The sequence below is a fragment of the Caballeronia choica genome (genome assembly GCF_001544535.1).
Classification (GTDB): domain Bacteria; phylum Pseudomonadota; class Gammaproteobacteria; order Burkholderiales; family Burkholderiaceae; genus Caballeronia; species Caballeronia choica.
Genome location: NZ_FCON02000114.1, coordinates 1 through 25,321, shown reverse-complemented (window position 1 = coordinate 25,321; position 25,321 = coordinate 1). Strand labels below are relative to the sequence as shown.

Here is a 25,321-nt window from a genome sequence, read left to right as displayed (position 1 = left end):
AAACGCCGGTTGGCTGGTATCCGCGATCATCGCCACCTCAATTCCACTGCAGATCGCCGGAGCAGCGCTGTCACAAAAGTTGCTGAAACGTGGGGCGACATCGCGCGCCGCTCGCGCTGGGATCATGAGCGGTTTCATTACAGTGGGTGGACTGGCCATTCTCGTCGCGATAATGTCGAATCTGGATCCGGTAGGGAAAATCATATTCCTTGCAATCGGCTCCGCCCTGCCTCATATCGCCTTCTGCATTGGGCCAGCCATTATCGGTGAAATTACTCCTGTGACACAGCGAGGCGCCCTTCTCGCAATTAATAATTCCATCGCGACGCTAGCCGGATTAATCGCGCCAGCAGTTACGGGTTGGATAATTCAAGTTGCTAAGACGCCGGCGGTTGGGTACGGTCACGGCTACATACTTGCTGCTAGCGTTTTGATCTCTGCGGGAGGTGCTGGATTGCTGCTTATCAATCCGGAAAGCAGTCGATTCCGTCTTGCCCACACGCAGAGCCGATTGGAACGCCTGCGACCTTTCATAACGCAATAGATCGTCCCTTGAAGGGCGTTGTCAGGTTGCTCGTGGGCTCGCCCAAATGACGCGATGAAGAAATCGAATCGCTGTATCGTGGTCATCGTTTTCCCGCCGGCGTTATCAGTTGCGCCAATGAGATGTTCGTGGGATTGCGCGGCGAGCCTTGCCTGCTATGGCGCGCAGTGGACGAGCACGGCGCCGAACTCGACATCCTGCTGCAAAAGCGCAAAAGCGGCGCGACAATGCCGCTGCCGAACGCTTCTTCAAGCGGGTGCTGCGCTCGAGCCCGCGGCCGCGCAAAAATCATCAGCGATCAGCTGCGTAGCAATCCGGCGGCCAAGGCTGCGATTTCAGCGGTGGCGGGCGGGAAGCACGTGTTTGTCAAAGCGGCAGCCCAACTGAACAACCGAGCTGAAAACAGTCAGCAATCGACACGCGAATGCGAGCGTCGTATGCGCGGCTTTCGTGATCCGAAACGCACGCAGGCATTCCTGCCGAGCTTCGGACTCATCCGGCAACACTTCGCGCTTAAGCGGCATCTGCTGCGCGCTTCACTGCATCGCAAACAGCTTGCAGCAAGGTTCGCGGGGTGTTGCGAATTCACCGAAGTAACCCAAGCTCCGTCGAACGGCTTCTGAACGAGCGTCTCCGCTGTGGTCGCGCCGTTTTCACCATGATAAGTTGACAAGGCCCGGCGCGCCTCGCATGGTCCGGCATAGGCGTGTAACTTTTGAACCTACTCTTTCCGGAGAAATCTGCGCGCCACGGGAGCCACATCTTTCGCCCGCTCGACGAGGAACAGATGCCCGTCGTCGATCACATGGAGCTTTGCGTTGGGAATCCGCGCGGCCAGGATCTTGGCGTTGATCAAGGGAACGATCGGGTCGTCGCTTCCGTGCATGACCAGGGTTGGCTGACGCAGCCCTCCGAGCCAGAGGAGGCTCGTCCAGCCCCACGCAGCCAGCAGTTGATAGACATACCGGCGACCTCGTGGTGGCTGGATATGGCGGCTGTGCTCCTCCATCAGAGCGGGGTCATGCCGGAAAGCGCCCCCGTAAATATTGGCACCGATTTTTTGAAGGTACTGCGCGTCCGTATAGCGACGTGGCCCGATCAACTTGGTAAGCACGGAAAGGTTGCCGGGAACCATGATCACGCCAGGCGACGTGGCGGCGAGGATCAGCCTGCGGCAGCGATCAGGATAAAGATGCGCGAACTGCTGCGCGAGCGCTCCGCCCCACGAGACACCCAGGACGTCGACTTGCCCGTCATAGCCGAGTAGCGACAGGAGTTTGTCGGCCATCACCGAAAGTGTCGAGAAACGGTATGGCACAACCGGTGCGGGCGAGCCACCGACACCGGGGATGTCGAACACGATGACTTCCACATCCCCGAGGGCGGCCGCGACGGCTCGACCAACTCCAGATTGGCGCCAATACCGTTGAAGATGACAAGCGGCGGGGACGTGTCCCTGCCGTGCCAAATGCCGACGCGCAGCAACTGACCGTCCACATCCACCGTCTGGATGTTTAAGCCGCTGAAAGCCTCAGGGTTAGTGTTTATTTGTATTTGTGTCACCCGGGTTTCCTCGACGCAGGGAGATTGGTCGGCAATTGGCAACGGATTCACCTTACTTCGTCGAGTGAACGAGTGCCTTCAGTTCCTCGACGTTCTCGGCCACGCGCTTGCTAACGATGGCAAATGTGTCGGATTGCGTCTTGTAGGCCGTTCCGATGATTTCCTGGATGTTCGTCATGGCCCAGTGCAAAGTGCTCTGGACCTGTTCGCTCTTGCCAGCCGCAGGCTTGCTTTCCGAGGTCGCACTTCGCGTGACGAGCGATTGCAGTTCGGTCATCGCCGTGTGCAGGATTTCAACTTGCTTCTGACCGAGCGCCTGTATACCCGCGAGCGCCGTGGTGTTGGCAGCGACGAGCGCCCCGATATCCTTGCGTCGCGATTCCAGCACGGGGGCCACGTCAATGCCGGGTAGTTTGAACTGCGTAAGCATCTTGGTGTACTCGGCAAAAGTGCTCTTGGTATTGGTCGATTCCATCATCAAGTCTCCAGAAAAACTGCGTTAAGAAATCCTTTTTTTGAATAGTGGGGGTACGCGCTCACAGGAGTCGTACCCGGGCCCACGCTTGCGTGACATAAGTGCCGCGGGCGCTCTCGCCGCCGCGTGCCGCTCGTTGCCAAACGTCCGGGGTGCGGCGTGCTTTTTGCCCGAGCGCGTAGCGAACCATCGTCGCCGGTGGTCCCACCAGGAAACCCGGCGCCGTTTGTGCGCCGGCCAGCCAGTCGTCGGGACGCGCCGGCAGTTCGGGATTGAGGTAGAACTTCGCCTTCGGATTGCCGGGCGGATTGATCAGGCTCTGAATGTGGCCGCTACCGCAATCAGCGCGGGTCTCGCTTCGCCTTCGATTTCGAGCCTGTTTTCGGTCTTCAGGAGTACGCGACCGTCGCCCTTGTCGTCAGCGGCCAGCAACACCACACGGTTGCGGACTCGCACTCCGGTTTTCACCGGCGCGACGGAACGCACCTTGTCGAGTCCACAGTTCGAACCGGCTTTGGCATCCACGGGAATGAGCCCCACCTCGATCGCGAGGGCCGCGAGCAGCGAGAGCGTCAGGTACCCGTGAGCGATGGTGCCGTCGTACGGGCTCTCGCGAGACGCGCGCTTGATCGATGACGATCCAGTCCGATACGCCCAATTCGCGGCCGACAAAGTCGGCGGGGGTTGCCACGAGGTATCCCGGAAGGCCTGCGGCCTTACCCGCCTGGCTATCGGCCGAACGAGTGGCTTGCTCATCCGCCCGGTGCTCGTTCGCTTGATCGCGTCGATGATTCCTGCAATCCATCCTGCGAGGATCGACAGCGCTCTTTGTGAGGGATGCGGTACTTCTCACGCTTCGTCTCCAACTTTGTTATTTATGGCGACATGTGAACAGGCCCTGACGGATAAGTGAAATGAAGTATTATTATTGGCACTATGCACAACGTTAATATCAAGTCATTCGACCTCAACCTGCTTGCGGTCTTCATGACGCTCTGGGACACGCGAAGCGTGACGCGAGCGAGCGATCGGCTGGCATTGACGCAGCCGGCAGTCAGCCATGCGCTGCGACGCTTGCGTGATGCAATGGGCGACGAATTGTTCGTGAACGCGAAAGGCGGACTCGTGCCGACTTCGCGCAGCGAGGCACTGATCGGCCCGGTTAGGGAAGCGCTCGAAAAGATCCACCAGGCACTTCGAGATCAGGAGACCTTCGTTCCCTCGCTGGCTCAACGAGAATTCAATATCGCGGCAGGCGACCTGGTGGAGTTTTCGATCATGCCTCAGTTGGTCGAGCATATCCGGCAGCAGGCTCCTGGCATCGTGATCCGGCTGGGCCCTGTCCCGGAGGAAGGGTTCGCGTACCAGCGCCTGGAATCGGGCGATCTCGATGTGGTCATCGGCGGCCAGCCACTCAAGGAATTGGGAGTTCACAACGAGACGCTCACGGAGATCAACCTGGCCACCCTGATCTGGAAGCGGGAAAACCTAAGCAAGCCCCGGTTTCCTCTCGCCCTTTACCTGAAACGACCTCATGTGGTGATTCGGTTACCGGATCGACAGGGATCGATTGTTGATCAGACGCTTGCGCAACGCGGGTTGCAGCGGCAGATCGGTGCGGTGGTGCAGAATTTCATGGCCATGCCGATGGTTGCCGCCAGGACCGGCTACATCTGCAACGTCCCTAGTCGCATGGCCAGCACATTTGGGGAACTGTTCGAGATGAGCGTGCATGAGCCACCCATTGCTTTCGGCACATCGCCGCTGATCATGTCATGGCATAAGCGATTCGACGGGGACCCGGCGCACGCGTGGTTCCTGGATCAGGTCCGGTCAATGGTGTCCCTGGCCTGAAGGCGCTTCGTTTGTACGACGAGGCTTCCCGACGCCCGTTGTTGACGCCGCAGATGCTCACAAGCGCCTGCAGGGGCATCCACGATGCCATCGTGCAAGCTCGACGACCCGCAAAATGCGGTTGCTCGCGGGTCGCCCAGCGTTTGAACTGTGCGAGATCCTGCTTCGGTGGCCAGCGGCGCGTTTGGCTTGCCCGCAGGCAGGCTAGTAAATTCCTGATCGCGCAGGGCCCGGGGTCACGTCGCAGGACTGAGTAACGCTCTAGACGCCGCTTTCCCCCAAAAAAAACACCGCGCGGCGGCCCGCAAGCCGTGCTTCCTTTACTGCCCCACCTGCTGCGTAAGCGCGCCGCTGATGGCGGCCTGCGTCCACGCTCCGCGTCGCCTTCGATACACCCGTGTTTTCCCGTGCTCGCACACCGGACGCCTTGCGCGGCTCCTTGCCGAAGCTAGCGTATTAACCGCGCGCATACCATCAATAAGAACACTTCATTTTACTTATGGTCGCGAGGCTGGTGATATGTAGGCATTGAGAACGCACACCAAGGAGACAGACATGAGCAATACAGCGAACCTTTCGATGGGCTGGTTCTGCCCCACACTCGGCGATACGAGCGCATTCGGCGACCCGGCCAAGGCCTTCCCTCAGTCGATGGAGCACTTCGAGCGCGTCACGCGGGCCGCCGAAAATGCCGGTTTCGACTACATGCTGGTCCCGGTCACCCCTTACTGTTGGGATGCATGGGTTGCGGCGTCGTTTGTCGTCAGCCGCACCTCGAAGATCAAGGCTCTCGTCGCAGTCAAGCCGGGCTTCATCCATCCGGTCGCGCAGGCCAAGATGATTTCCTCCTTCGATCAGTTGTCGAACGGGCGCATCTACATCAACCTGATTGCCGGGCTTAGCGAAAAAGACGCTATCGCCGAGGGGCAACTGGGTTCGAAAGAGGCGCGTTACGAGCAACTCGAAGAGGAAGTCGTCATCATCAAGAAGCTGCTGTCGGAGGAGCAGGTCGAATTTTCCGGCAAGTACTACCAGGTCAACAAGCCGCTGATTATTCCGAAAGCCGTGCAGCAACCCCACCCGCCAATCTTCCTCGGTGGCGGTTCGGAGCAGGCCGCTGAGATTTCTGCCCGTCACTCGGCAGTCCATCTGTTCTGGGGCGACTATCCGGAGCGCATTGCCGAGCAGGTCAAAGAGATGCGTGCCCGTGCTGCCAAGTACGGTCGTGAAAACGAGCTGCGTTTCGCCATGCGTTTGCAGATCGTTTGCCGCGAAACTGAAGGCGAAGCATGGGAAGCAGCGCATCAGCTGGTGGCAGGCGCACAAGGATGGAAGGACCAGGCCACCAACCTGAGCTCGAACATGAATTCGGTCGCCAACCAGCGTCAGCGGGAATTGTCGCAGACGGCCGGCAGTAAGATGACGCCCCACCTGTGGACGGGCATCACCGAGGTCCGTCCCGGCGCGGGTGTCGCGGTGGTCGGCAATCCGCAGCAGGTGGCCGCGCAGCTCATGGAGTTCGTCGACGCGGGTTGCAGCGGATTCTGCCTGTCCGGTTACCCACACCACGAAGAGGCCGAGCGCTTCGGACGTTTGGTCATGCCGCTGCTGATGCGGTAACAGGACACACATCGAAGCAAGACATTACAGCCCTGGTCGGCACGATCAAAACAATGAATAGGCCGGGGCATGAAGACGGAGACAGACATGACTACGGCAATTGATGCCAAGCAATTTCGCAAGGCCCTGGGCTCGTTCACCACGGGCGTTACGATCGTCACCACCAAGGGTGAAGACGGAAAAGACTATGGATTGACGGCGAACAGCTTCAACTCCGTTTCGATGGACCCGCCCATGGTGCTCTGGAGCCTGGGAAAGAAATCTTCCAGCCTACCGGTTTTTGCGGCCACCGGGCATTTCGCGGTGCACATTCTGGCCTCCGACCAGGAAGGTATTTCGAACCGGTTTGCGAAAAGCGGCACCGACAAGTTCGCGGGCTGCACGCTCGCGCGAGGTCACGGCGGCGTTCCGTTGCTCGATGGCTGCTCGGCACGGTTCGAATGCCGTGTGGTTCATCGGTATGAAGGAGGCGACCACGTCATCTTCGTTGGAGAAGTCATGAACTTCGACAGCTTCGAACAGCCGCCGCTGGTTTTTCACGGAGGGAATTACGGTTTGGTGATGAAAAAGGCCGAGGACATCGCCGACGCGAGTTCAAGCTTCGGTAACGGCTGGCTCGGCTTTTTGCTGGCTCGCGCCTATTATCAACTGCTGATGCCGGTCAGGCAGAACTTGAGCAGCAACGGCTTGCGCGACATCGACTACAACATTCTGACCGTACTGAGCATGGGCGACGGAAGAACGATTGCGGAACTCGATCAACTCGTATCGATATCCGGGTCGCAAGTGTCGGATGACGATATTAACAAGCTCGTCGAGCGCGAACTTGTTGCGCTGGAGGCGGGCGACGGTGGCGAGACCGTGGTGCGCTTTACCGAAGCTGGCCGGCGCTATGCGATCGAGTTGCTGGCCATCGCCAAGGCGGCAGAGAGCGATGCGGAACGTGACCTCGACTACCGCGAGGCGCAGGTCATGACGCTGCTGCTCAAGCGCGTCATCCGGTCGACGGCAGCGACGCTGCCTGATCATTGGCAGAAGGATCACTTCTGGCGGGGGAACAATCTCTGGCATGACCGCGCTTCGTCCGACGCGGCGTGACGGGCCGCAACCCCAGCCAGGACAAACTCGTCATCAGTCGCGTTCAGACACGCGACCGGACAGTTGCGAAACTGATACCCAACCCATACCCGACCGATCGCCAATAAAAAAATCAGGCGATTCAGTGAAGGGGGAGACAAGCATGAGAGCAGAAGATATTCAAGCGAGCCGGGCCGAACGTGCCGGCAGGCAGGAAGTAGCGGACGTCAGCGCGGGACGTTCATGGTATGCAGTCAGCGTTTTGCTGGTCGCCTACGTTTTTTCCATCATGGACCGGCAGATCCTCACGCTGCTGGTGGGCCCGATTCAGCAAACGTTACATGTTAACGACACGCTGATGGGTACGCTGCATGGTTTCACCTTCGCGGCCTTTTATGCACTGATGGGGCTGCCGATTGCCCGCGTCATTGATCGTGGCGACCGGCGTTTGATCATTGCGGTAGGTATCGCCCTGTGGAGTCTCGCCACCGCAGCCGGAGGGCTCGCGACGGAGTACTGGCATCTGCTGCTCGCCCGCGTCGGCGTGGCGGTGGGCGAGGCTGTTCTGATTCCGGGTGCGGTGTCGCTCATCGCCGACTTGTTCCCAGCCGGCCAGCGTGGTCGTCCCATGAGCATATTCGGTGCGAGCGGATCATTTGGCTCGGGCGCGGGGCTGATCGCCGGCGGGTTGATCCTGGGCATATTTTCCACTACCCCTCCCGTGCTGCCCTGGGTCGGTGCACTCCACCCGTGGCAGGCTACCTTCATGGTCCTCGGTCTGCCGGGCCTCTTCGTCGCCCTGTTGATGTTGGCTGTACCGGAACCGAGAAATGCGCGCCGCGCTTTGGAAGTCGACTCGGGCGGCAACGGCACTGAGCGATCGATCGAGACTGTCTCCGTCGCCCTCGTCAAGCGCTACATTGCTGAGAACCGCACCGCGATGGTCTCGCTCATGATTGGCGCAGGCTTTTTCTATACGTGTGTCTACGGCTGGTCGTCCTGGGCGCCAACGTATTTCGTGCGTGAATTCGGCTGGATGTATCCGCAAATCGGCAAGGTACTGGGCTTGCTGCTGGCTGTGATCGGTCCCCTCGGGGCGATGCTGGGCGGCTGGCTCGGCAGCGTCTGGACGCGGCGTGGTATTGCACACGGATACCTGCGAGTGGCTGTGGTGGGAAGCATTGGCATTGTCGTGTCGACGCTCGGCATGGTCAGCATGCCGAGCGCGAATCTGGCGCTCGTCTTCATGGCGTTGGCGTCCTGCTTCTCATTCTTCCTGTTTGGGGCCGGGCCGCTGGCAATCCAGGAAATCGCGCCAAGCCCCATGCGCGGCCAGTTCGCGGCGCTCTATACAGGAATTCTGAGCTTGCTGGGCGCGGGCTGTGGTCCGGTCGCGATAGGTGTGCTGACGGACTACGTGTTTCGCGATCCGAGCGCGGTCGGACATTCGATCGGGATTGTCTGCCTCGCGTGCGGCGCTGTCGCCACGGTCCTTTTTCGAATCGGCTACGGGCCATACCGCGACACGCTGAAGCACGCGGCCGACTGGCGCGCTGCGCCGCTTGCCCCGGCCGAGCCGGCGGCCGCGAAGGCCAGCGCGGTAGCCCACTGACGCTTCTCGGTCAGTACTGAAGCAGTAAACCCATTCACGTCATGAGGCAAGCGCGCGGCGAATTTCGCGCAAGGGCCTTGTGCGCTCAAAAATCGATATTTCGATAACCGAATTAATCGAGGAGTAAGAACGATGAAAATTTACGAACAGATTTACGTCAATGGCAAATGGATCGAGCCGCATGGCCGCGAGTATGCCGATGTGACCAACGCCTCTACGGAAGACGTTATCGGACGGGTGCCGCTCGGCAACGCAACCGATGCCGAGCACGCCGTGCGCGCCGCGCGCACCGCCTTCGACGGTTGGTCGGGCACGAGCCCGCAGCAGCGCTCGGAATGGCTCGCGAAGATCGCGCAAGGGCTCGAAGCGCGCGGCGCCGAAGTCGCGCAACTGATCAGCGCGGAAGTCGGCACGCCGATCGCCTGGTCGCAATTCGCGCAGACGGGTGCGGCGGTTGCGCACTTTGGCGTGGCGGCGCAGTTGCTCGGCACGTATGACTTCAGCGAAACGGTGGGGAATTCCGAGGTGCAGCGCGAGCCCATTGGCGTGGTGGCGTGCATCACGCCGTGGAATTACCCGCTCACGCTAATCGCGGCCAAGGTAGCGCCGGCGCTGGCCGCGGGCTGCACCGTCGTGCTCAAGCCCTCCGAAGTCGCGCCGCTCACGGCGTATCTGCTCGCCGAAGTGATCGATGAAGCCGGTCTTCCGCCGGGCGTCTTCAATCTCGTGCCGGGCTATGGTCCGGTGGTCGGCGAGGCCCTCGTGTCGCATCCGGAAGTCGACATGGTGTCGTTCACGGGTTCGACCGGAGCGGGGCGCCGGGTCAGCGAATTGGGTTCGCGGACGATCAAGCGTGTCGCGCTTGAACTGGGCGGAAAATCCGCTGCGCTCGTCCTCGACGACGCCGACTTCGCGACCGCAGTCCCTGGAGCGATCCAGGCGTGCTATCTGAACAACGGCCAGACCTGTTTCGCCCATACACGCATGCTGGTGCCCAAAGCGCGCATGGAGGAAGTCAAACGGATCGCCGCGCAAGTAGTCGGCGGCATGAAAGTGGGCAATCCGTTCGACGAGCAGAACCAGATTGGCCCGGTCATTTCGGCTGTGCAGCAGCAGCGCGTGCAGGACTACATCCGCAAGGGCCTGGAAGAAGGCGCCGAACTCGTGGTGGGAGGGCCCGACGCCCCTGCCGGGCTGGAGCGCGGCTTTTTCGTCAAGCCGACCGTATTCGCTAATGTCACTCCGCAGATGACCATTGCGCGGGAGGAAATCTTTGGCCCGGTGCTGAGCATCCTGGGTTACGAAGACGAAGAAGATGCCGTTCGCATTGCCAACGACTCGATCTACGGTCTCAGCGGTGCCGTGTGGTCGGCCGACGTCGAGCGTGCGAAGCGCGTCGCGCGTCGCCTGCGCACGGGCCAGGTGGATATCAACGGCGCGCCGTTCAACCTGCTTGCACCGTTCGGCGGCTACAAGCAGTCGGGCAACGGCCGCGAGTTCGGCAAGTACGGCCTCGAGGAATACCTCGAATACAAGGCCGTGCAGTTACCGGTTCAGTGATTCCGGTCTGCCAAGGTCGCAACAAAAAGGATGATGTCATGTTTGGATCAATGATGGACCGTCCCCTGCTGGTTTCGTCGCTGCTCGAGCACGCCGAGCGCCAGTTCGGAAGTACTGAAATCGTATCGCGCGAGACGAGCGGCGCGCTGCACCGATACACGTTTCTTGAGGCCGCGAAACGATCGCGGCAACTGGCTTGCGCGCTCGCGCAGCTCGGCGTGACGCATGGCGGCCGCGTCGCGTCGCTCGCGTGGAACAACCACCGGCACCTGGAAGCGTATTTCGGCGTGTCGGGCAGCGGTGCGGTCCTGCACACGTGCAATCCGCGCCTGCATCCGGAGCAGCTCGCCTATATCCTCAACCACGCGGAAGACGAAGTGCTGCTTTTCGACACGACCTTCCTGCCCCTTGTGGAATCCATTGCGGCGCATTGCCCGATGATCCGCCAGTACGTACTGCTGGGCGGCGGGCAAGACATGCCGAAGGACTCTCGCATCCCTAACCTGGTCTGCTACGAGAACCTGCTGGCGGCATGCGCGGGTGACTTCGTCTGGCCGGAGTTCGACGAGCGCACGGCCAGCACGCTCTGTTATACGTCGGGCACGACGGGCAACCCGAAGGGGGTGCTCTACTCGCACCGCTCGACGATTCTCCACACGTTCGCGGTCAGCCTGCCCGACACGCTCTCGCTCTCTGCGCACGACTGCCTGCTCCCGGTGGTGCCGATGTTCCATGTCAACGCATGGGGCCTTCCCTACGCGGCGGCGATGAATGGCTGCAAGCTGGTACTGCCGGGTCCGAAGCTCGACGGTGCGAGCCTGTATGAATTGATCGAGGGCGAACGGGTGACGTGTAGCGCCGGCGTGCCGACAATCTGGCTCGGACTCACACAGCACATGGAGCAGCACGATCTCTCGCTCTCGACAATGAACCGCACCGTGGTCGGCGGCGCGGCGATGCCGGAAGCGCTGATTCGCACGTGGACGCAAAAGTTCGGTGTCGAGGTCCGGCACGCATGGGGGATGACGGAGACGAGTCCGGTTGGCACACAGGGAAGCCTGCTGCCCAAGCATGCGAACCTGACTGTCGAGCAACAATGCGCGCAACGCGCTAAGCAGGGCCGGGCGGTGTTCGGCGTCGAGATGCGGACCATCGATGCCGATGGCAACGAACAGCCGCGCGATGGCAAGGCCATCGGCGAACTGGTGGTTCGCGGGCCGTGGATTGCTGCCGCGTACTTCAAAGGCGAGAAGCCCGCGTTGCGCGACGGCTGGTTCCCGACCGGCGACATCGCCACCATCGACGCCGACGGCTACATGCACATCACCGATCGGGTGAAGGACGTTATCAAATCGGGCGGCGAATGGATCAGTTCGATCGACCTGGAGAACGCGGCCGTTGGACATCCTGCCGTGCTGATGGCGGCGGTGATCGGCCTTAGACACCCGAAGTGGGATGAGCGGCCAGTGATGTTCATCGTAACCAAGCCAGGGCAGACCGTGGACAAGGCGGAGATTCTCGCTTACCTCGCGGACAAGGTCGCGAAGTGGTGGCTGCCGGACGAGGTGATTTTCCTCGACGCGCTGCCGCTCGGCGCGACCGGTAAGGTGCAGAAAATGGAATTGCGGCACCAGTACGCAGACATGCTGGACTGCCCGGCCTGATGCGGCTCTTTGCGCGGACGTGCAACGAGGCGGCTGCGACACGAGGCTGGCACGAGGCCAGCCCATCAATTGGACGAGGAAGAAAACATGAATGAGATTAAGGGCGGCTGCTTGTGCGGCAACGTTCGTTACGAGACCACGCAAGCGCCTCTGATGAGCGCGGTTTGCCATTGCACCCACTGTCAAAAGCAGTCTGGAAGCGCCTTTTCGACCAATGTGGTGGTGCCAGCTGCAGGTTTTAATGTAACGGCGTCGACCCTCGCGACGTTCAACGACGTAGGCGAAAGCGGCTTGAGCGTGAAACGCCATTTCTGCAGCCATTGTGGTTCGCCGGTGTACACCGAGCTGGACGCAAATCCCGGTGTTGCTGTGCTCAAGGCGGGCACGCTCGATGATCCGTCGTGGGTGCGGCCGCAGGTGCATATGTGGCGTTGCTCGGCGCAACCCTGGGTACCAGTTGCCGAAGGAACCGTTTGCTTCGAGCACAATCCCGAGGCATAACGCAGCAGCACCGACGAGATGCGAAGGCGCTGTCAGCCCTTTTCGCGGGCGGCGCTAACGACGAAAAACCGGTGCCCCCGCCGCGTGACTAGAGGCGCCAGATCTATTTAATCAGGAATCCAAGTCATGGTAGTAGAGCAAGATATGTCGATCGATCAAATCGAGGACGCGCTGTCGGCCATTCGGCGCGGCTCGCTGGTCGTAGTGGTGGACGACGAGGATCGCGAAAACGAAGGCGACCTCATTATGGCCGCGGAACTAGCGACACCAGAAGCGGTCGCCTTTATGGTTCGCTGGACGAGCGGCGTGCTGTGCGTGGCGTTGCCCGGCGAGCGGCTCGACGCGTTGCGGATTCCGATGATGGTCCCGCGCGGCAACGATTCGATGCAAACCGCCTTCACCGTGACAGTGGATTACAAACACGGCACGACCATGGGCATTTCGGCGGCCGACCGTGCCATCACGATCCGCGCGCTGGTCGACCCGCAGGCCCACGCCGGCGACTTCAACAGACCCGGCCACCTGTTCCCGCTACGTGCGGTGCCCGGTGGCGTGCTGCGTCGCCCGGGGCATACCGAAGCGACGGTGGACCTGTGTCGCCTCGCGGGCCTCTCCGAGGGCGGGGTGCTTGCGGAAATCGTCAACGATGACGGCAGCATGGCACGGCTGCCTCAACTGATCGATTTCGCACGCCTGCACAGCTTGCCGATCGTCACGATCCGGGACCTGATCGCATACCGCAAGCGTGCGCACGCCGTGGCGACGGCCGTGTGCGAAGCCGTGCCTGCCTGAGACTGCAGCAAAAGCCATTTCGCCGGAGCAAGGCGCCTTGCGCGCCCAATCGAAAAACAAGCTGCGCAATCTGCTTCAAGACTATTCGCCGCGCCCCTGGGCGTGCGAATGGTCGTGCGCGCGGCGAGCATGCAGGTCGTTACGGGTTTAACAACACAATCTAGAGCAGGAGACAAAATGAAGTTGAAATGGGCGGCTGCGACCACAATCGCTGCAATTGGCGGCGCAGCACAGGCACAATCATCGGTGACGCTGTACGGCGTGGTGGATGCGGGGCTGATGTACCAGAGCACGTCGGCGGCGTCGTTCAGTCCGGCGTCGAAGAATCTCGGCAAGCTGTATCGCTTCAAGGATGCGGGCATCAATTCGAGCAACTGGGGCATAACCGGCACCGAAGACATTGGCGGCGGCTATCGCGTGAACTTCAAGCTTCAAGGCACCTTTGATACCGGCACCGGCAAGGCCGGCATCACCGATACTCCGGGGGTCACGGGCCTCTTCAACCAGATCGCGAGCGTGGGCGTGTCCGGCCCGTTCGGGTCGGTCAACGCGGGCCGCCAGATCGCGCCGATAGCGATCGCGATGGGCGAAACCGATGTGCGCAGTGGCCGGTGGTTCGGCAGCATCCTGACCTCGTGGCTCGGCATGAACCAGGCGGCGGGCTGGGCCGGCACGAGTACCAACGGCCCGCTCGGCGCGCTGTACGACAGCAACGCGATCGTGTATGAATCGCCGAGCTTCTACGGCGTGAAGGGCCAGTTCGAATACGCGCCGGGTGGCGTCCCGGGTAGCTTTCAGGGCAACACGCGCGAATCGGCGGTATTGAAATATTCGGGCTATGGACTGAGGCTCTCGGCCGCCTACTACAACGGCCACGATGCCAACCCCGGGCCGAACACGGTGCCGACTGGCCTCGACAATAACCACTTGTACTATGTAGGTGCGCTTTACACGTTCCACGACATCTCGGTATCGGCCTCGTACACCAGGGGCAAGAATCCGGCGCGTTCGAACCAGGTCGATATCGACATGTACACCGCAGGCCTCGGCTATCTCTTCACACCCGCATTCAGGGTGACGAGCGGCATCTACTACCTGAAGGACAGCAACAACTCGGCGAACAAATCTACCGAGGTCGCGGCAGGCGCAGAATACAGCCTCTCCAAATCGACACTGGTCTACGGTGAAGTCGGTCATGTGAACAACAAGGGCACGATGACGCAGACGATCGCCTACGGTCAACCGGTCGCGCCTGGCATAGCGACGACAGCTGTCATGTTCGGCGTGCGACACACGTTCTAGGCGAACGCGAACTTCATTTCGCGGGCGGCGCTTCGGTGGTGCGCCTAAAAGCCGTCGCCCAACGCGACATAGAGGCACCAAGTTACGTACGCTGTTTAGCCTGCAGCCAGCGCAGGCTGGAGCGCGGCGACCTATAAGGCAACCGACTTTTTCCCCGCAAGAACGTCCTAACAGGGTTTGCACGTCGTGCGTGCGCGGTCGTCACGCACGACCCGATTCGCCAAAGGAGATTAGCAATGCATGCACCAAGTCCACTCAAGTTGGGGGCTTACGTTCTCGTCGTCGTTCGTTGCACCTAGCGTCGACGCGTTTGTGCGCGTGGTGATGTTTGGCGTCTCCCTAACGCCGGCCAACCGCGCTTTTCAGCGACAGAGGTTGAACGCAGACTTGCTTCTGGAGCCCATCAGTCGGGCGCGCCAATCGAATCGCCATGGGATTCCGACCGCTATTGCTTTGGCATTTTTCGTCGTCTGGATATCGTGGCCTCATCGGCCCGCTCGACTGAGTGCTATCACCCCACGGCTGCGCCATACCCAGCAGGGCTCGGGTGGCTAAGAGCCTAGGCGCTGGTCCGTCACCCTCCGCGTGTCGGACCGAAATGTAGTGCCAATCCTACGCAGACTTCAGGATTTGCCAATATTCAGACAAGCCTCTGATTTCCATAATTGCTCCCATACAAGAACCAACCCTCAGGAGCAAGTCATGAACACCGTCTACCGTAGCGTCTGGAATGCTGTCACAAGGACTTTTGTCGCGGCCGCAGAGACTGCCAAGCGCTGCGGAAAAGGCAACAATCTTCGCCGAGCTAGCACCGTGCTGGCCATCGCTGCAAGCGTAGCGCTTTCGGGAGGCTGGGCAGTAGCCGGCGTTACAAACGTGACATTCGGCTTAGGCGCCGATGCCCTCGGCGACCGTGCTACCGCTGTCGGCTATCAAAGTGCTGCGGTCGGAACCTCTGCCGTAGCCTTCGGGCCCAACGCGCAAGCGCTCAACCAGGCGGCGCTCGCACTCGGCGCATATAGCACTGCCAGCGGCGTGAACTCCGTCGCCATTGGCACAAACGCCAATGCGAAAACCACCAGCAGCGTCGCACTCGGCGCGGGCAGCGTTGCGTCAGAGAATTATACGGTTTCCGTGGGCGGCGCTGGCGTCACGCGTCGTATCACTAATGTGGCCGATGGTATTGCAAATACCGACGCTGCAAACGTGGGCCAAGTGAACGCAGCCCGGTCGGCCATGTCGACGAGCCTCGACGCAATGGGTAAGCGCGTCGGCGACGTCGAAAGTGGCGCTTCCAGCGCCAACAACCGAATCACTGCAAACTCGAAGGATATTTCGACCCTTCAGGGCCAGGTCGGCAGCTCGGTGACGTATGACTCCGCCGCACGCAGCAGTGTGACGCTTGGTGGGACCTCCGCAACCGGCGCCGTGAAGCTAAAGAACGTTGCTGATGGCGTCGCCAGCACGGACGCCGCCAACGTCGGGCAGTTAAATAGCACGCGCTCGCAGGTCACGGCCAACACGACCAACATCAATGGACTCACCTCACGCGTAAGCGATGTCGAAAGCGGTGTGGCGAACGTCAATGGTCGGGTCACGACCAACGCGCAGAACATCGTCACATTGCAAGGCCAAGTTGGCAATGCAGTCGCCTATGACTCTGCAGCAAAAAGTAGCGTGTCGCTCGGCGGAGCTTCTGCTTCGGCACCTGTACAGTTGAAGAACGTCGGTGACGGTGTCGTAAGCACTGACGCTGCGAACATGGGCCAGTTGAACGCGACGCGTACCCAGGTTGCTACGAATGCCTCGAACATCGATGGTCTCGGAACGCGCATGGCGGGTGTCGAAGGCGGCGTATCGAGCGTGAACGAGCGCGTCGACACGCACTCAAAAGACATCGCCACGCTCAACGGCAAGATGGCCGGTGCAGTGACCTACGATGCGGCAGCGCACACGAGCGTGACGCTCGGCGGCGCTGGCGCGACCAAAGCTGTCCAGCTCAAAAATGTGGCCGACGGTCGCGTCTCCAAGGGCAGCACCGATGCGGTAAACGGGTCTCAGCTTCATGCGACTAACACGAGGGTGGACAGCAACACCGCTGCCATCTCGAGCCTGAGCGGCAGTATCGCAACCGGAAACATCGGCCTGCTCCAGCAAAACAGCACCGACCGGACGATTACGATTGGGAAGAACACGGACGGCGATGTCGTGGACCTCAGCGGCACCAGCGGCGCGCGCCAACTCGGCGGCGTAAAGGACGGCACGGTCGCGGCCGGCAGCCTGACCGCAGTGAATGGCAGCCAGCTCCATGGCACTAGCAAATCGGTCGCTCAGGCGCTCGGCGGCGGCTCCGCGGTCGACAGTGACGGCACAGTCTCGGCGCCCTCGTACACCGCCGGCGGCGTAGCCCACAACAACGTTGGCAGCGCCGTGACCAACCTCGACGGCCGAGTCTCGGCAAACTCTAACGCCATCGACGGTCTGAAGGGCGACGTAGGCAACGCGGTCATGTACGACTCTGCCGTCCGAGACAACCTCACGTTGGGCGGCCCGTCTGCAACGGGGGCTGTGCGGGTGACGAATGTCGCTAACGGCGAGGTTTCGGACACCAGCAAGGACGCAGTAAATGGGTCACAGTTGCATGCAACGAATACGAGGGTTGACCGCAACACGTCCGACATTGCCAGCCTGAACACCAGCATCACGAGCGGCAACATTGGCCTGACCCAGCAGGACGCGGTCAGCCGCAATCTCACCGTCGGCAAGAGCACGGATGGAACCGCAGTGGACTTTAGCGGCACGGCAGGTGCGCGGCAGCTGCACGGAGTCGCAAACGGCACCGTTTCCCCGGGCAGCCAGTTCGCCATCAACGGCAATCAACTGCACGGCACGAGCAGCTCGGTTGCTCGTGCGCTTGGCGGTGGCTCGACTGTGAACAGTGACGGCACGGTCTCCGCGCCTTCCTACACGGCTGGCGGCAAGACTTACAACAACGTCGGCGGAGCGATTTCGAACCTCGACGGTCGTGTGACCACCATCGAATCGTCGGTGGCGAACGTCACCGGGCAGATACAGAACGGGCAAATTGGGCTCGTCAAACAAGACGCAACGACCGGCAACATTTCGGTTGCGGCGGACAAGGGCGGCAGCACGGTCAATATGAAGGGCGCTGACGGCAACCGCACGGTGACTGGTGTGGGAGACGGCGTCATCGCGGCGGGAAGCTCCGATGCGGTCAACGGTGGTCAAATCTACTCGCTGACCCAGGACCTCACGCTATTGAACAACGGGCTCTCGGTCCACGCGAGCACCATCGCGCAGACGGCATCCGATGCGAGCGCCTACACGGACCAGCAGATGAATAGGGCCATGCAGAATTCGATGGCCTACACCGACCGCAAAGTGAATACAGTCCGTAGAGACGCGAGCGCTGGAACGGCGGCCGCAATGGCGATGGCTCAACTGCCCCAGGCAGTAAGGTATGGTGCTGGTATGGCCTCCGTAGGCGGGGCAACCTTTGACGGCGAGTCTGCGGTCGCAGTAGGCCTCTCCGCAATGACCGGTGACGGGCGGTGGGTCTTCAAGGGTAGTGCGTCTGCAAACACTCGCGGAAACTACGGTGTTGGAGTGGGTGCCGGGATGCACTTCTAACACGAAAAGCCATCGAATAGAAAAAGCCTTCTCTTGAAGGCTTTTTTCGACCTCAATTATCGGCGAGCGCGCCTACGCGCCCGAGTTCGTGAAATGGTTGGCGGGCAACACGAAACCATCTGCATTGCTCTTCCAACGCCAAGGAGGGGCGAGTCGTGTTCTTGCCGCGACTCGGTTTCGAAACGAGCATCGCTCCCGGGGCATCTCCCTTGCGAACCTGAACGAATCGGATTACCGCAAGATTGGGCGGCCCATATGGATGTTGATGGATGACTATATGAAGCGCTACAACGAGGCGACCGGGGGCTACCTGGAGCCCGGAAAAACGATATAGTAGCTCGCTGGCCGAAGCCGCCGTCGCAAGTCCGCCGACTCCTCTTAAAGACACACGGCCCGCACTGCGGGCCGTGTCATTCGCACGGGGCAGTAGTGTATCGGTCCAAGTCGTCATGTCGCGCCGCGACCGCCCGCGGTACCGTGAAGCGCAGGAGAAGGTGCACGGGAGCCTGCGACATAAGGATGAACTCCGCACCCAGCGACTCAGCCAATGCCGCTCCGACTTGCATGCCGTACGTAGCCGAACTTGGCTTTCGCGGCGGACGACGGCCCGACGCGTCTTTCCAGTCGATTTCCACGAAAACCAGCGCGCGGCTACGGGCTTCCGTGCGAAGCGAGACCGCAAGAACCGGCTTTTTGGTGTTGACGAGGCGCTGAGAGAGCAAGCTTGATGTGACTTGTCTGAATCGCCGAGGGTCCAACCAAACATCGGCGGCGTCGGCCAGGCTATCGTCGAATGTGATGCGGGCCTCTTGGCTCGCGTATCGGGCCTCTAACGCAGCAATGACTTCCTTCAGAATGTCGACGAGATTGCACGGTTCACGGACAGTCTGGGTCGCGGAGTTGCTGCTCGCGATGAGCGCCTGAAGGTTGTCGAGCTGGCTGCGTAGTGCCTCGGTCGCGGCGAGGGCCTCTTGTGCTGCGCGTCGAAGGGCGGCAGCTCGCATCTCGCCCTCAGCTATGGGCGAGAGCGCCCGTGAAAGCAGCTCAATCTGATTGCGAAAACTCTCCGCGTGCTCAACCAGAAGCAAGCTCTTGGCCGTACTTGAGGCCTCCGCTTGTTCCTTGGCGGCACGCAACTGCAGGAATGTCAGTTCCTGAGCCTGCACATTCTGGACCCCACAAACCATCGCCTTTAAAACACCGGTGGCATCGAAAAGCGGGCTACCCCAGCAAAGTAACGCATGGCGCTCGCCCTTGAACCTGACTACCAACTCCGCGTTGAAGGGGACGGCCCGCTGCACAGCGGCAATATAGTTCGTTTGAAGTTTTGTAGCCTGCCGGGAATCGAGCCCCTCGACTTCAGTGAGCGCGGTGCCTATGAGTTCACGCTCTTCTTTCTCGTACCGACCTAGGAGAAACTTGTTTGCAAATAGAAGCTTTCCCGTCGGGTCGCGGATGGAGAGTGCGCTCGGAATGGCGTCGAGAACACTTCGCAAAACCTTGTATCCATCGTCGGCGAGGGGCCATGCGAGCTCGCCCCGGCGCTCTTCTCCAGTGACCCCTCGACCCAAAATATGATTTCGTTTGGCCACTTCGGCCAGCTCAACCACGCTCGCGATGTTCAGCTTTCGAAAGAGGCGCGTCTTGTAGGTGCTAATAGTGCGCGAATTCAACGACAACGCTTGGCAGATGTCGCGGTTGGCGTAGCCATCAGCAAGATAGCTCAGAACAGTCACTTCGCGCGCGGACAAACTCGCTATCTGCTCGGCCTCGGTCAGCATGCGCGGGTCGGATTTGCCGTGCGCCGTCTGCAGCCCGGGAAAGAACGTGTGGTTTCGGGATATCGCCTGAACGGCAAGAGTAATTTCCGACAGGTCGTCGGTCTTGCTGACAAAGCCCGACGCGCCCGCCTGCATGCACATGCCGACGACATGTTGACTGTCCGCGGAGGTCATGACGAGGGACTTGGTTTTCGTACCGTGCTGACGCATCCGCCGGAGCACTTCCAGACCACCTAAGCGTGGCAGCCTCAACGACAGGACCAGCAAATCAGGCTTGAGATCCAAGGTGCGCCGCAGCGCAGTCGGTCCGTCATTCACCTCCTGGACGACCTCGTATCCCGCTTTCTCGAGCCGCGCTCGAACCGCCTCGCGAGTTGCAGGTTGCTCTTCCGCCAGCAAGATCCGGTACATCACACACCTCCGTGCGCGTTGGGGCCCGCCGGTTCTGGGGTCACGACGAGAGCGGTAGGAAAGTAGGCGAGGCTCAATCAGGGGATTTTGACACAGATATTCTGCAATCGAGGAACGCCGCCCGAGGACTGCGTCCTCTGGACTGGGGCAAGGCGAGACAACTTCCTGCGAGCAACAACAAGCACCCCGCATCGAAGCCGTTTGGGTTCTTGAGGCAAAGATGGTGTTTCAGTTCAAGCTTTGCACTTGAGGCCGAATGCCCCGCTTGTGAAACTCACGACCCAATACGTCTCCAGGCGGACACTCTTGGCGAGAATCTTCGGCCTGCATGGCCATTGCGAGTCGTCGCACTGTAAGCAGGCAGTTGCGGCGTTGCGCCCCAGCGAATACCGCGCGACCCTAAAGTGCTGCGCGGTCGCTATCGACGCGCGGACAAAGACGAGATCGTTCGAACGGCTAACAACTGTCGAATCCCTGCGAGCGCAGTTTCGCCGATCGCACTCGGCGCACAAGCGTGGGATGCTGCGAAGTCAGGTGGCATGACGCCGAGGCGTCGGCATACTCGAGACAGGTAGGGCTTGGACGCACCACCGCACGCGTGTGCCGCGGCGGCCAGCGTCGTATCGCCAACGTGACGCCGCAACCAGGCGAGGGTCGCACGATCGCGTTCGTTGCGCACTTGTACCAGATGCTCCATCGAAGCCTCCGTTACTGTATAAAAAAACAGTACTGTTACTATATACAGTCTCCGTGGCGTTTTCAAGAGAAGGTATTGTTGGCGGCACAGATCATTTCCACCTGCCAGCGTGGTTGTCCTTATCTCGGCAAAACGCCTATAATGGGTGGGCATTTTGCCGAGACGGAGCCGCCGTTATGAGAACCATCGCTTTCACACCGACCGGTCCGGACGATCCGCGCCGCGCGGAATTCGTCCTGCTCGAGCAACTATTGGCCACGCGCATCCGCGGTGATGCTGACCTCGCCGATTTGGCGCACGAACGGGTCGACGTCGACGTAATTGATCGGCTGAGTGCGCAAGGCCTCAAGGCGGACGAACTGGCCTTCATCATCCCTCGCCGCACGCTGACGCACCGTCGGCAGCAGCATGAGCGCCTCTCGACCGAAGAGTCCGACCGAGCGATTCGCCTGGCCAGAATTGTGGCGCAGGCAACCGCTGCATTTGGGAGCGGCGACAAGGCGATGATTTGGTTGCGGAACTCACAAAACCGCTTCGCCGGTCGCAGCGCACTTGAGATGGCGGGAACGGAGCATGGTGCCCGCTTGGTCGAGGACGCGCTCGTCCAGATCGACGAAGGGTACTTCGCCTGATGCTGCTGTGGAGGATCAGTAACTACGCCGATCTGAAAGGAATAGGCGGGCTGCGGGCCCCCGGCCACTGGCACTTCGCAGGACGGCCAGTCGTTTATCTGGCCGAACATCCCGCAGGTGCGCTTCTGGAGGCGCTCGTTCATCTGGAGATCCGTTCGACCGCAGATCTGCCCGACACCTACAGCTTGTTGCGAGTGGACGTGAACGAACGAATCTTGATTGCCGAGTTGGCGGAGGGCACGCTTCCTGAAGACTGGCGCGAAAACCCATCATGGACGCAGGCGTCCGGCAGCGAATGGCTCGAAGGGGGTACCACCGCGCTTCTCAAGGCGCCCAGTGCAGTGATGCCCTTCGCGTATAACTACATCCTGAACCCATCACACGACGACGTCGTCGATATCAAGATCGACATGGTCATCGAAGTGCGTAATGACCCGCGTATCCTGCGTCTGCTCACGCGGCCATAGCCTGATTGCATCCCGAAACGATACTCGCGCCGATATGTCGGCAGTGAGGGATGACAGTAGTGGCAGTTGCGGGCAGGCCTCCATGGCTTCTTACTCGGGCGGCGGCATACAAACCTCGCGGCGCCACATTGCCGCTTCAGTAATGCGGCTCGACCACCGCGCACAACTCGGCCCACGGCACAATCGCGTTCGTATCGAGAAACTCACCGCGCCGCGTGCGTTTGCGGTGGGTTTCGAAGCCGCGCCTTGCTCGGCTGCCATCGCCGGCGATTGCTGTTTTATCTGGCTCTGCCTTCTCTATAGACTCCGATCTAGAACGTTCAAAGTCGCTCTCCGGAGGACTTCGCATAAAAGATTAGCTCGTTTCAAAGCGCCTGCACCTGGACCACCGCGCCAGCCTTACCCGCTACCTGCGGCGCGATCACGAGGTAACGACGCCTGTCGCGCTCCGTGCTTACCCCCGGTGCAACGACCTGACGAATCTGGCCCAGCGCATTGACAATCGCAGCGCCGGCCGGATTCGTCATAAAGTTGGCGAGCCGCTCCACGTCGCCGCTGCCATCGGGTTTGTCCGAGAAGCCCAGCACATAGGACTGCTTGGGCTGCAGCCCAGTGACGGCAGCCTGGAGAACCTGCACCAGCCCCTGATCGAAAAGCGTGACGGTGGTAGGGGCGCTCGCGGCGCCCGCCGGTTTGGCGCTGCCAACGGACATCAGCGCGAGATGGGTGGTCTGCCCCGCCAGCCCGAGCGGTTGCGTGTTCTGCGTGCCGTCGCCCTCCGGCACGGCGTTCGGCACATAGGTCACTGCTTGCGGCGCCTGCCCGATCGGCACGTTGGCGACGACCTTGTTGGTCAGCGTATCGATCACAGTCATCGCGTCGGCGTTCTCGAGGCCTACATAAACGCGGCTGCCGTCGCCCGATGGCCAGATGCCATGCGGCAGGTTGCCGACCGGAATCGTTGCGACTTGCGAGAAGTCCTCGGTCCGGAACACCTTCACCTGATTCAGGCCGCCGACGGTCACGTAGGCAAACGTGCCATTCGCGTTGTGCACGATGTTGACGTGATTGGTGATCGGACCGGTGTCGATCGTCTTTAGCAACGCAAAGGGCGGACGCGCATCGAACACCTGGGTCCGGCCCACGTCCTTCAGCGTGAACCAGATCTGCTTGCCGTCCGGCGTCGCCGCAAGGTCAGGGCAGAACGGGCTTGCCTGCATGACCTTGCCGACAATCTGGTGGTCGGACACCGAGATCACCTCGATCTCCGGATTGAACGACGAACACACATATCCATACTTGCCGTCCGGAGAAAAGATCTGCATGCCCGGGCCGGAGGGAACGGTAATGCGGGTCTTTTCTTCGAAAGTCTTGCCGTCGAGGACATCGACATAGTTTTCGCCACGCACGGTCACCCAGACCTCCTTGCCGTCCGGCGTGAAGAACGCCTCGTGCGGAGACCGGCCGACGTAACTGACGTGTTTGATCGCGTTTGTCTGCGTGTCGATGAACGTGACGGAATTGGAGCCGATCGACACCACAGCGAGCGTTCGATGGTCCGGCGAGAAGCCCATGCCGTGCACGAGCACCTGGCCGCGATACAGCGGGCTGAAGTTGGCGGCGCCGGATCACCGAGCCGAATGACACCGACCAGATGGTTGTCCGCGGGATCGATCACGGAGACCGTGTTGGAGAACTGCTCGGCCGCATACACGCGATCATGGTGGCTGACCGGGATGTCCGGATCGGACAGCAAACCTGGCGCCTGGCCAGCCGGGACAGATTGCGCAGCGGTGAGGGCGACGACCGCGAGGGCCGTGACAGCGATGGAGGTGGGTTTCATTGAGGCGCCTTTTTCATGGTCATGTGAGAGTTGTCATGGGACATCGAACGTGCCGGCGCGGGCGTGGATGCGGGCGTCGGGTGGTCCGGTGCGGGGGCGGGCGCCGGCAGCGTCTGACCCAGCGCGAGCCGCATTGCGACGATTTCCTGCTGCTGCTCGACCACGATTTCCTGGGCGATGCGGCGCAGCTGTTCGTTGTGTCCATAGCGCAGCTCGGCCTGCGCCATGTCGATTGCTCCTTGATGGTGCGGGGCCATCATCGCCACAAAGTCCCGATCGACGTCGCCTGTCGGCGTTATGGACATGTCGCCCATCATCTTCGTCATCGCCTTGTCGTTTTCCGAGAGGAAGGGTGCCTCTTCGGCACTCGTGCCGGCGGGGCTGGCGGCAAACGCGACAGCAGATGTGCCCACTGTCGCCGCGAGGGCAACGAGTACAAACGACGAGCGTGTGAGCGGGCGAAGAAAGGAACGCATGGGCGAAACTCCTGAACGCAAACCGGACGGGCATCGCATGGCGGCGGTCTTTTTTCCAGTACCAACGCATCGCATGCGATGTTTCGGGCCAGCTTTTGATGCAGTGTGAAGGTTGCGACGACGCTAGACAATCGCCAGGCAGCGCGCCCAGACGCACACGACCTTCGGCACCGTGCAAGCGGGCATCCTTCAAAGCCTACTGTGAAATCGACTCGAGCGATCGCCCGCGCGTCGCCGGTCCCAGCACGCCGATAACCAGCGCATCGATGCCCATGCACGCGGCAATCAGCAGGAGCGCTGCCGACACACCGCCGCCACGCAGCGCGTAGGCGATCAGAAAGCCGCTGAAGATTCCGGACATCCGGCTCCACGCATAGACGAAGCCGATCGCACGCGCCCGCACTCGCGTCGGATAGAGTTCCGACTGATATGCGTGGAAGTTGTACGACAGCGTTGTCGCACCGAGCGTCACCAACGCGCCGGTCAGCACGGTCAGGCCGGGTGTGCGCGATTGCGCAAAACACAGCCCGGCGACGGCCACCAGCAGTGCCGATCCGACGATCTGCCATTTGCGCTCGACGCGATCGCCGTACCACATCGCGATCAGCGGCCCGCACGGCATGACCAGCGTAATGCCGAGCGTGTATGCGAGGCTCGCAGTCACTTCGAGACCCTGATGCATCAGGAAAGTCGGGACCCAGTTCGAGAAGCCGTAGAGCCCCACCGTCTGGAACACGTGGAAGACAGACAGCATTAGCGTGCGCGAGCGATACGGCGGACGAAAGATTTCGCTCAGGCT

Annotated in this window: 19 protein-coding genes and 4 pseudogenes; 14 read left to right on the top strand and 9 right to left on the bottom strand. The window is 61.0% G+C overall.

The window, feature by feature from the left end; genetic code table 11:
* On the top strand, positions 1 to 544 hold a 544-nt coding region (locus tag AWB68_RS48425), incomplete at its 5' end, for an MFS transporter (RefSeq protein WP_510183576.1).
* A gap of 128 nt (positions 545 to 672) precedes the next feature.
* Positions 673 to 1,167: a DDE-type integrase/transposase/recombinase gene (locus AWB68_RS32190; protein WP_160110105.1), complete on the top strand. Its 495-nt coding sequence runs from the start codon at positions 673 to 675 to the stop codon at positions 1,165 to 1,167.
* 98 nt (positions 1,168 to 1,265) lie between these two features.
* Here AWB68_RS32190 and phaZ read toward each other — a convergent pair.
* The 3 genes and pseudogenes from phaZ to AWB68_RS32175 form a co-directional block, all read right to left on the bottom strand.
* Positions 1,266 to 2,092: pseudogene (gene phaZ, locus AWB68_RS32185) on the bottom strand (poly(3-hydroxyalkanoate) depolymerase).
* Positions 2,093 to 2,159: 67 nt separating this feature from the next.
* Positions 2,160 to 2,582 carry a phasin family protein gene (locus AWB68_RS32180; RefSeq protein WP_087648345.1) on the bottom strand — a complete coding sequence of 141 codons (423 nt, stop codon included), beginning with the start codon at positions 2,580 to 2,582 and terminating at the stop codon, positions 2,160 to 2,162.
* A gap of 312 nt (positions 2,583 to 2,894) precedes the next feature.
* Positions 2,895 to 3,273 (bottom strand): annotated as a pseudogene (locus tag AWB68_RS32175) (MaoC/PaaZ C-terminal domain-containing protein).
* Between the two features lie 245 nt (positions 3,274 to 3,518).
* Between AWB68_RS32175 and AWB68_RS32170 the strand changes: the two are divergent.
* The 10 genes from AWB68_RS32170 to AWB68_RS32125 all read left to right on the top strand — a co-directional run bounded on the left by AWB68_RS32170 (position 3,519) and on the right by AWB68_RS32125 (position 18,215).
* The gene (locus AWB68_RS32170; protein ID WP_087648344.1) at positions 3,519 to 4,436 is read left to right on the top strand and encodes a LysR family transcriptional regulator; all 918 of its coding nucleotides are present in this window, start codon (positions 3,519 to 3,521) and stop codon (positions 4,434 to 4,436) included.
* 555 nt (positions 4,437 to 4,991) lie between these two features.
* The gene (locus AWB68_RS32165) at positions 4,992 to 6,056 is read left to right on the top strand and encodes an LLM class flavin-dependent oxidoreductase (protein WP_087648343.1); all 1,065 of its coding nucleotides are present in this window, start codon (positions 4,992 to 4,994) and stop codon (positions 6,054 to 6,056) included.
* An 87-nt stretch (positions 6,057 to 6,143) separates the two neighbouring features.
* The gene (locus AWB68_RS32160; RefSeq protein ID WP_087648342.1) at positions 6,144 to 7,154 is read left to right on the top strand and encodes a flavin reductase; all 1,011 of its coding nucleotides are present in this window, start codon (positions 6,144 to 6,146) and stop codon (positions 7,152 to 7,154) included.
* A 142-nt stretch (positions 7,155 to 7,296) separates the two neighbouring features.
* A complete protein-coding gene (locus AWB68_RS32155; RefSeq protein WP_160110104.1) occupies positions 7,297 to 8,745 on the top strand; it encodes a spinster family MFS transporter in 1,449 nt (482 codons plus the stop codon).
* A gap of 132 nt (positions 8,746 to 8,877) precedes the next feature.
* Positions 8,878 to 10,305, top strand: a complete 1,428-nt coding sequence (locus tag AWB68_RS32150) for an aldehyde dehydrogenase family protein (RefSeq protein ID WP_087648340.1) — start codon at positions 8,878 to 8,880, stop codon at positions 10,303 to 10,305.
* A gap of 38 nt (positions 10,306 to 10,343) precedes the next feature.
* Positions 10,344 to 11,969, top strand: a complete 1,626-nt coding sequence (locus AWB68_RS32145) for a 3-(methylthio)propionyl-CoA ligase (protein ID WP_087648339.1) — start codon at positions 10,344 to 10,346, stop codon at positions 11,967 to 11,969.
* Between the two features lie 87 nt (positions 11,970 to 12,056).
* Positions 12,057 to 12,470 carry a GFA family protein gene (locus AWB68_RS32140; protein WP_087648347.1) on the top strand — a complete coding sequence of 138 codons (414 nt, stop codon included), beginning with the start codon at positions 12,057 to 12,059 and terminating at the stop codon, positions 12,468 to 12,470.
* 144 nt (positions 12,471 to 12,614) lie between these two features.
* A complete protein-coding gene (gene ribB, locus AWB68_RS32135; protein ID WP_200828854.1) occupies positions 12,615 to 13,262 on the top strand; it encodes a 3,4-dihydroxy-2-butanone-4-phosphate synthase in 648 nt (215 codons plus the stop codon).
* Between the two features lie 177 nt (positions 13,263 to 13,439).
* Positions 13,440 to 14,564, top strand: a complete 1,125-nt coding sequence (locus AWB68_RS32130; protein WP_087648337.1) for a porin — start codon at positions 13,440 to 13,442, stop codon at positions 14,562 to 14,564.
* 702 nt (positions 14,565 to 15,266) lie between these two features.
* Complete coding sequence (locus AWB68_RS32125) at positions 15,267 to 18,215, top strand: YadA-like family protein (RefSeq protein WP_087648336.1); 2,949 nt, start codon at positions 15,267 to 15,269, stop codon at positions 18,213 to 18,215.
* A 410-nt stretch (positions 18,216 to 18,625) separates the two neighbouring features.
* On the opposite strand, the gene AWB68_RS32115 is transcribed toward AWB68_RS32125, so the two are convergent.
* Together AWB68_RS32115 and AWB68_RS52005 are read right to left on the bottom strand one after the other, a co-directional pair.
* Positions 18,626 to 20,407: a response regulator gene (locus AWB68_RS32115; protein WP_160110103.1), complete on the bottom strand. Its 1,782-nt coding sequence runs from the start codon at positions 20,405 to 20,407 to the stop codon at positions 18,626 to 18,628.
* A 418-nt stretch (positions 20,408 to 20,825) separates the two neighbouring features.
* Positions 20,826 to 21,104, bottom strand: a complete 279-nt coding sequence (locus AWB68_RS52005) for a CppA family protein (RefSeq protein WP_087648333.1) — start codon at positions 21,102 to 21,104, stop codon at positions 20,826 to 20,828.
* 176 nt (positions 21,105 to 21,280) lie between these two features.
* Here AWB68_RS52005 and AWB68_RS32105 point away from each other — a divergent pair, with 176 nt between their 5' ends.
* Positions 21,281 to 21,736 carry an Xre family toxin-antitoxin system antitoxin gene (locus tag AWB68_RS32105; protein ID WP_087648332.1) on the top strand — a complete coding sequence of 152 codons (456 nt, stop codon included), beginning with the start codon at positions 21,281 to 21,283 and terminating at the stop codon, positions 21,734 to 21,736.
* A complete protein-coding gene (locus AWB68_RS32100; protein WP_087648331.1) occupies positions 21,733 to 22,203 on the top strand; it encodes an RES family NAD+ phosphorylase in 471 nt (156 codons plus the stop codon). Before AWB68_RS32105 ends, AWB68_RS32100 begins: the two co-directional genes overlap by 4 nt.
* A gap of 139 nt (positions 22,204 to 22,342) precedes the next feature.
* Here AWB68_RS32100 and AWB68_RS49830 read toward each other — a convergent pair.
* The 4 genes and pseudogenes from AWB68_RS49830 to AWB68_RS32085 all read right to left on the bottom strand — a co-directional run.
* A pseudogene (locus AWB68_RS49830) lies at positions 22,343 to 22,474 on the bottom strand (IS5/IS1182 family transposase); the annotation flags it as partial.
* 94 nt (positions 22,475 to 22,568) lie between these two features.
* Positions 22,569 to 24,046: pseudogene (locus AWB68_RS32095) on the bottom strand (YncE family protein).
* Entirely contained in the window at positions 24,043 to 24,522 is a 480-nt protein-coding gene (locus tag AWB68_RS32090) for a DUF305 domain-containing protein (RefSeq protein ID WP_087648330.1), read from the bottom strand. Before AWB68_RS32090 ends, AWB68_RS32095 begins: the two are co-directional and overlap by 4 nt.
* Before the next feature lie 196 nt (positions 24,523 to 24,718).
* Positions 24,719 to 25,321: MFS transporter (locus AWB68_RS32085; RefSeq protein ID WP_143281986.1), on the bottom strand; the 603-nt coding region annotated here is incomplete at its 5' end.

What these genes read in the sequence shown, in the direction of transcription:
- AWB68_RS32115 (WP_160110103.1), bottom strand. Translation starts at nt 20,407, where the DNA reads ATGTACCGGATCTTGCTGGCGGAAGAGCAACCTGCAACTCGCGAGGCG.
- ribB (WP_200828854.1), top strand. Translation starts at nt 12,615, where the DNA reads ATGTCGATCGATCAAATCGAGGACGCGCTGTCGGCCATTCGGCGCGGC.
- AWB68_RS32130 (WP_087648337.1), top strand. Translation starts at nt 13,440, where the DNA reads ATGAAGTTGAAATGGGCGGCTGCGACCACAATCGCTGCAATTGGCGGC.
- AWB68_RS32155 (WP_160110104.1), top strand. Translation starts at nt 7,297, where the DNA reads ATGAGAGCAGAAGATATTCAAGCGAGCCGGGCCGAACGTGCCGGCAGG.
- AWB68_RS32145 (WP_087648339.1), top strand. Translation starts at nt 10,344, where the DNA reads ATGTTTGGATCAATGATGGACCGTCCCCTGCTGGTTTCGTCGCTGCTC.
- AWB68_RS32180 (WP_087648345.1), bottom strand. Translation starts at nt 2,582, where the DNA reads ATGGAATCGACCAATACCAAGAGCACTTTTGCCGAGTACACCAAGATG.
- AWB68_RS32150 (WP_087648340.1), top strand. Translation starts at nt 8,878, where the DNA reads ATGAAAATTTACGAACAGATTTACGTCAATGGCAAATGGATCGAGCCG.
- AWB68_RS32140 (WP_087648347.1), top strand. Translation starts at nt 12,057, where the DNA reads ATGAATGAGATTAAGGGCGGCTGCTTGTGCGGCAACGTTCGTTACGAG.
- AWB68_RS32160 (WP_087648342.1), top strand. Translation starts at nt 6,144, where the DNA reads ATGACTACGGCAATTGATGCCAAGCAATTTCGCAAGGCCCTGGGCTCG.
- AWB68_RS32090 (WP_087648330.1), bottom strand. Translation starts at nt 24,522, where the DNA reads ATGCGTTCCTTTCTTCGCCCGCTCACACGCTCGTCGTTTGTACTCGTT.
- AWB68_RS52005 (WP_087648333.1), bottom strand. Translation starts at nt 21,104, where the DNA reads ATGGAGCATCTGGTACAAGTGCGCAACGAACGCGATCGTGCGACCCTC.
- AWB68_RS32105 (WP_087648332.1), top strand. Translation starts at nt 21,281, where the DNA reads ATGAGAACCATCGCTTTCACACCGACCGGTCCGGACGATCCGCGCCGC.
- AWB68_RS32165 (WP_087648343.1), top strand. Translation starts at nt 4,992, where the DNA reads ATGAGCAATACAGCGAACCTTTCGATGGGCTGGTTCTGCCCCACACTC.
- AWB68_RS32125 (WP_087648336.1), top strand. Translation starts at nt 15,267, where the DNA reads ATGAACACCGTCTACCGTAGCGTCTGGAATGCTGTCACAAGGACTTTT.
- AWB68_RS32170 (WP_087648344.1), top strand. Translation starts at nt 3,519, where the DNA reads ATGCACAACGTTAATATCAAGTCATTCGACCTCAACCTGCTTGCGGTC.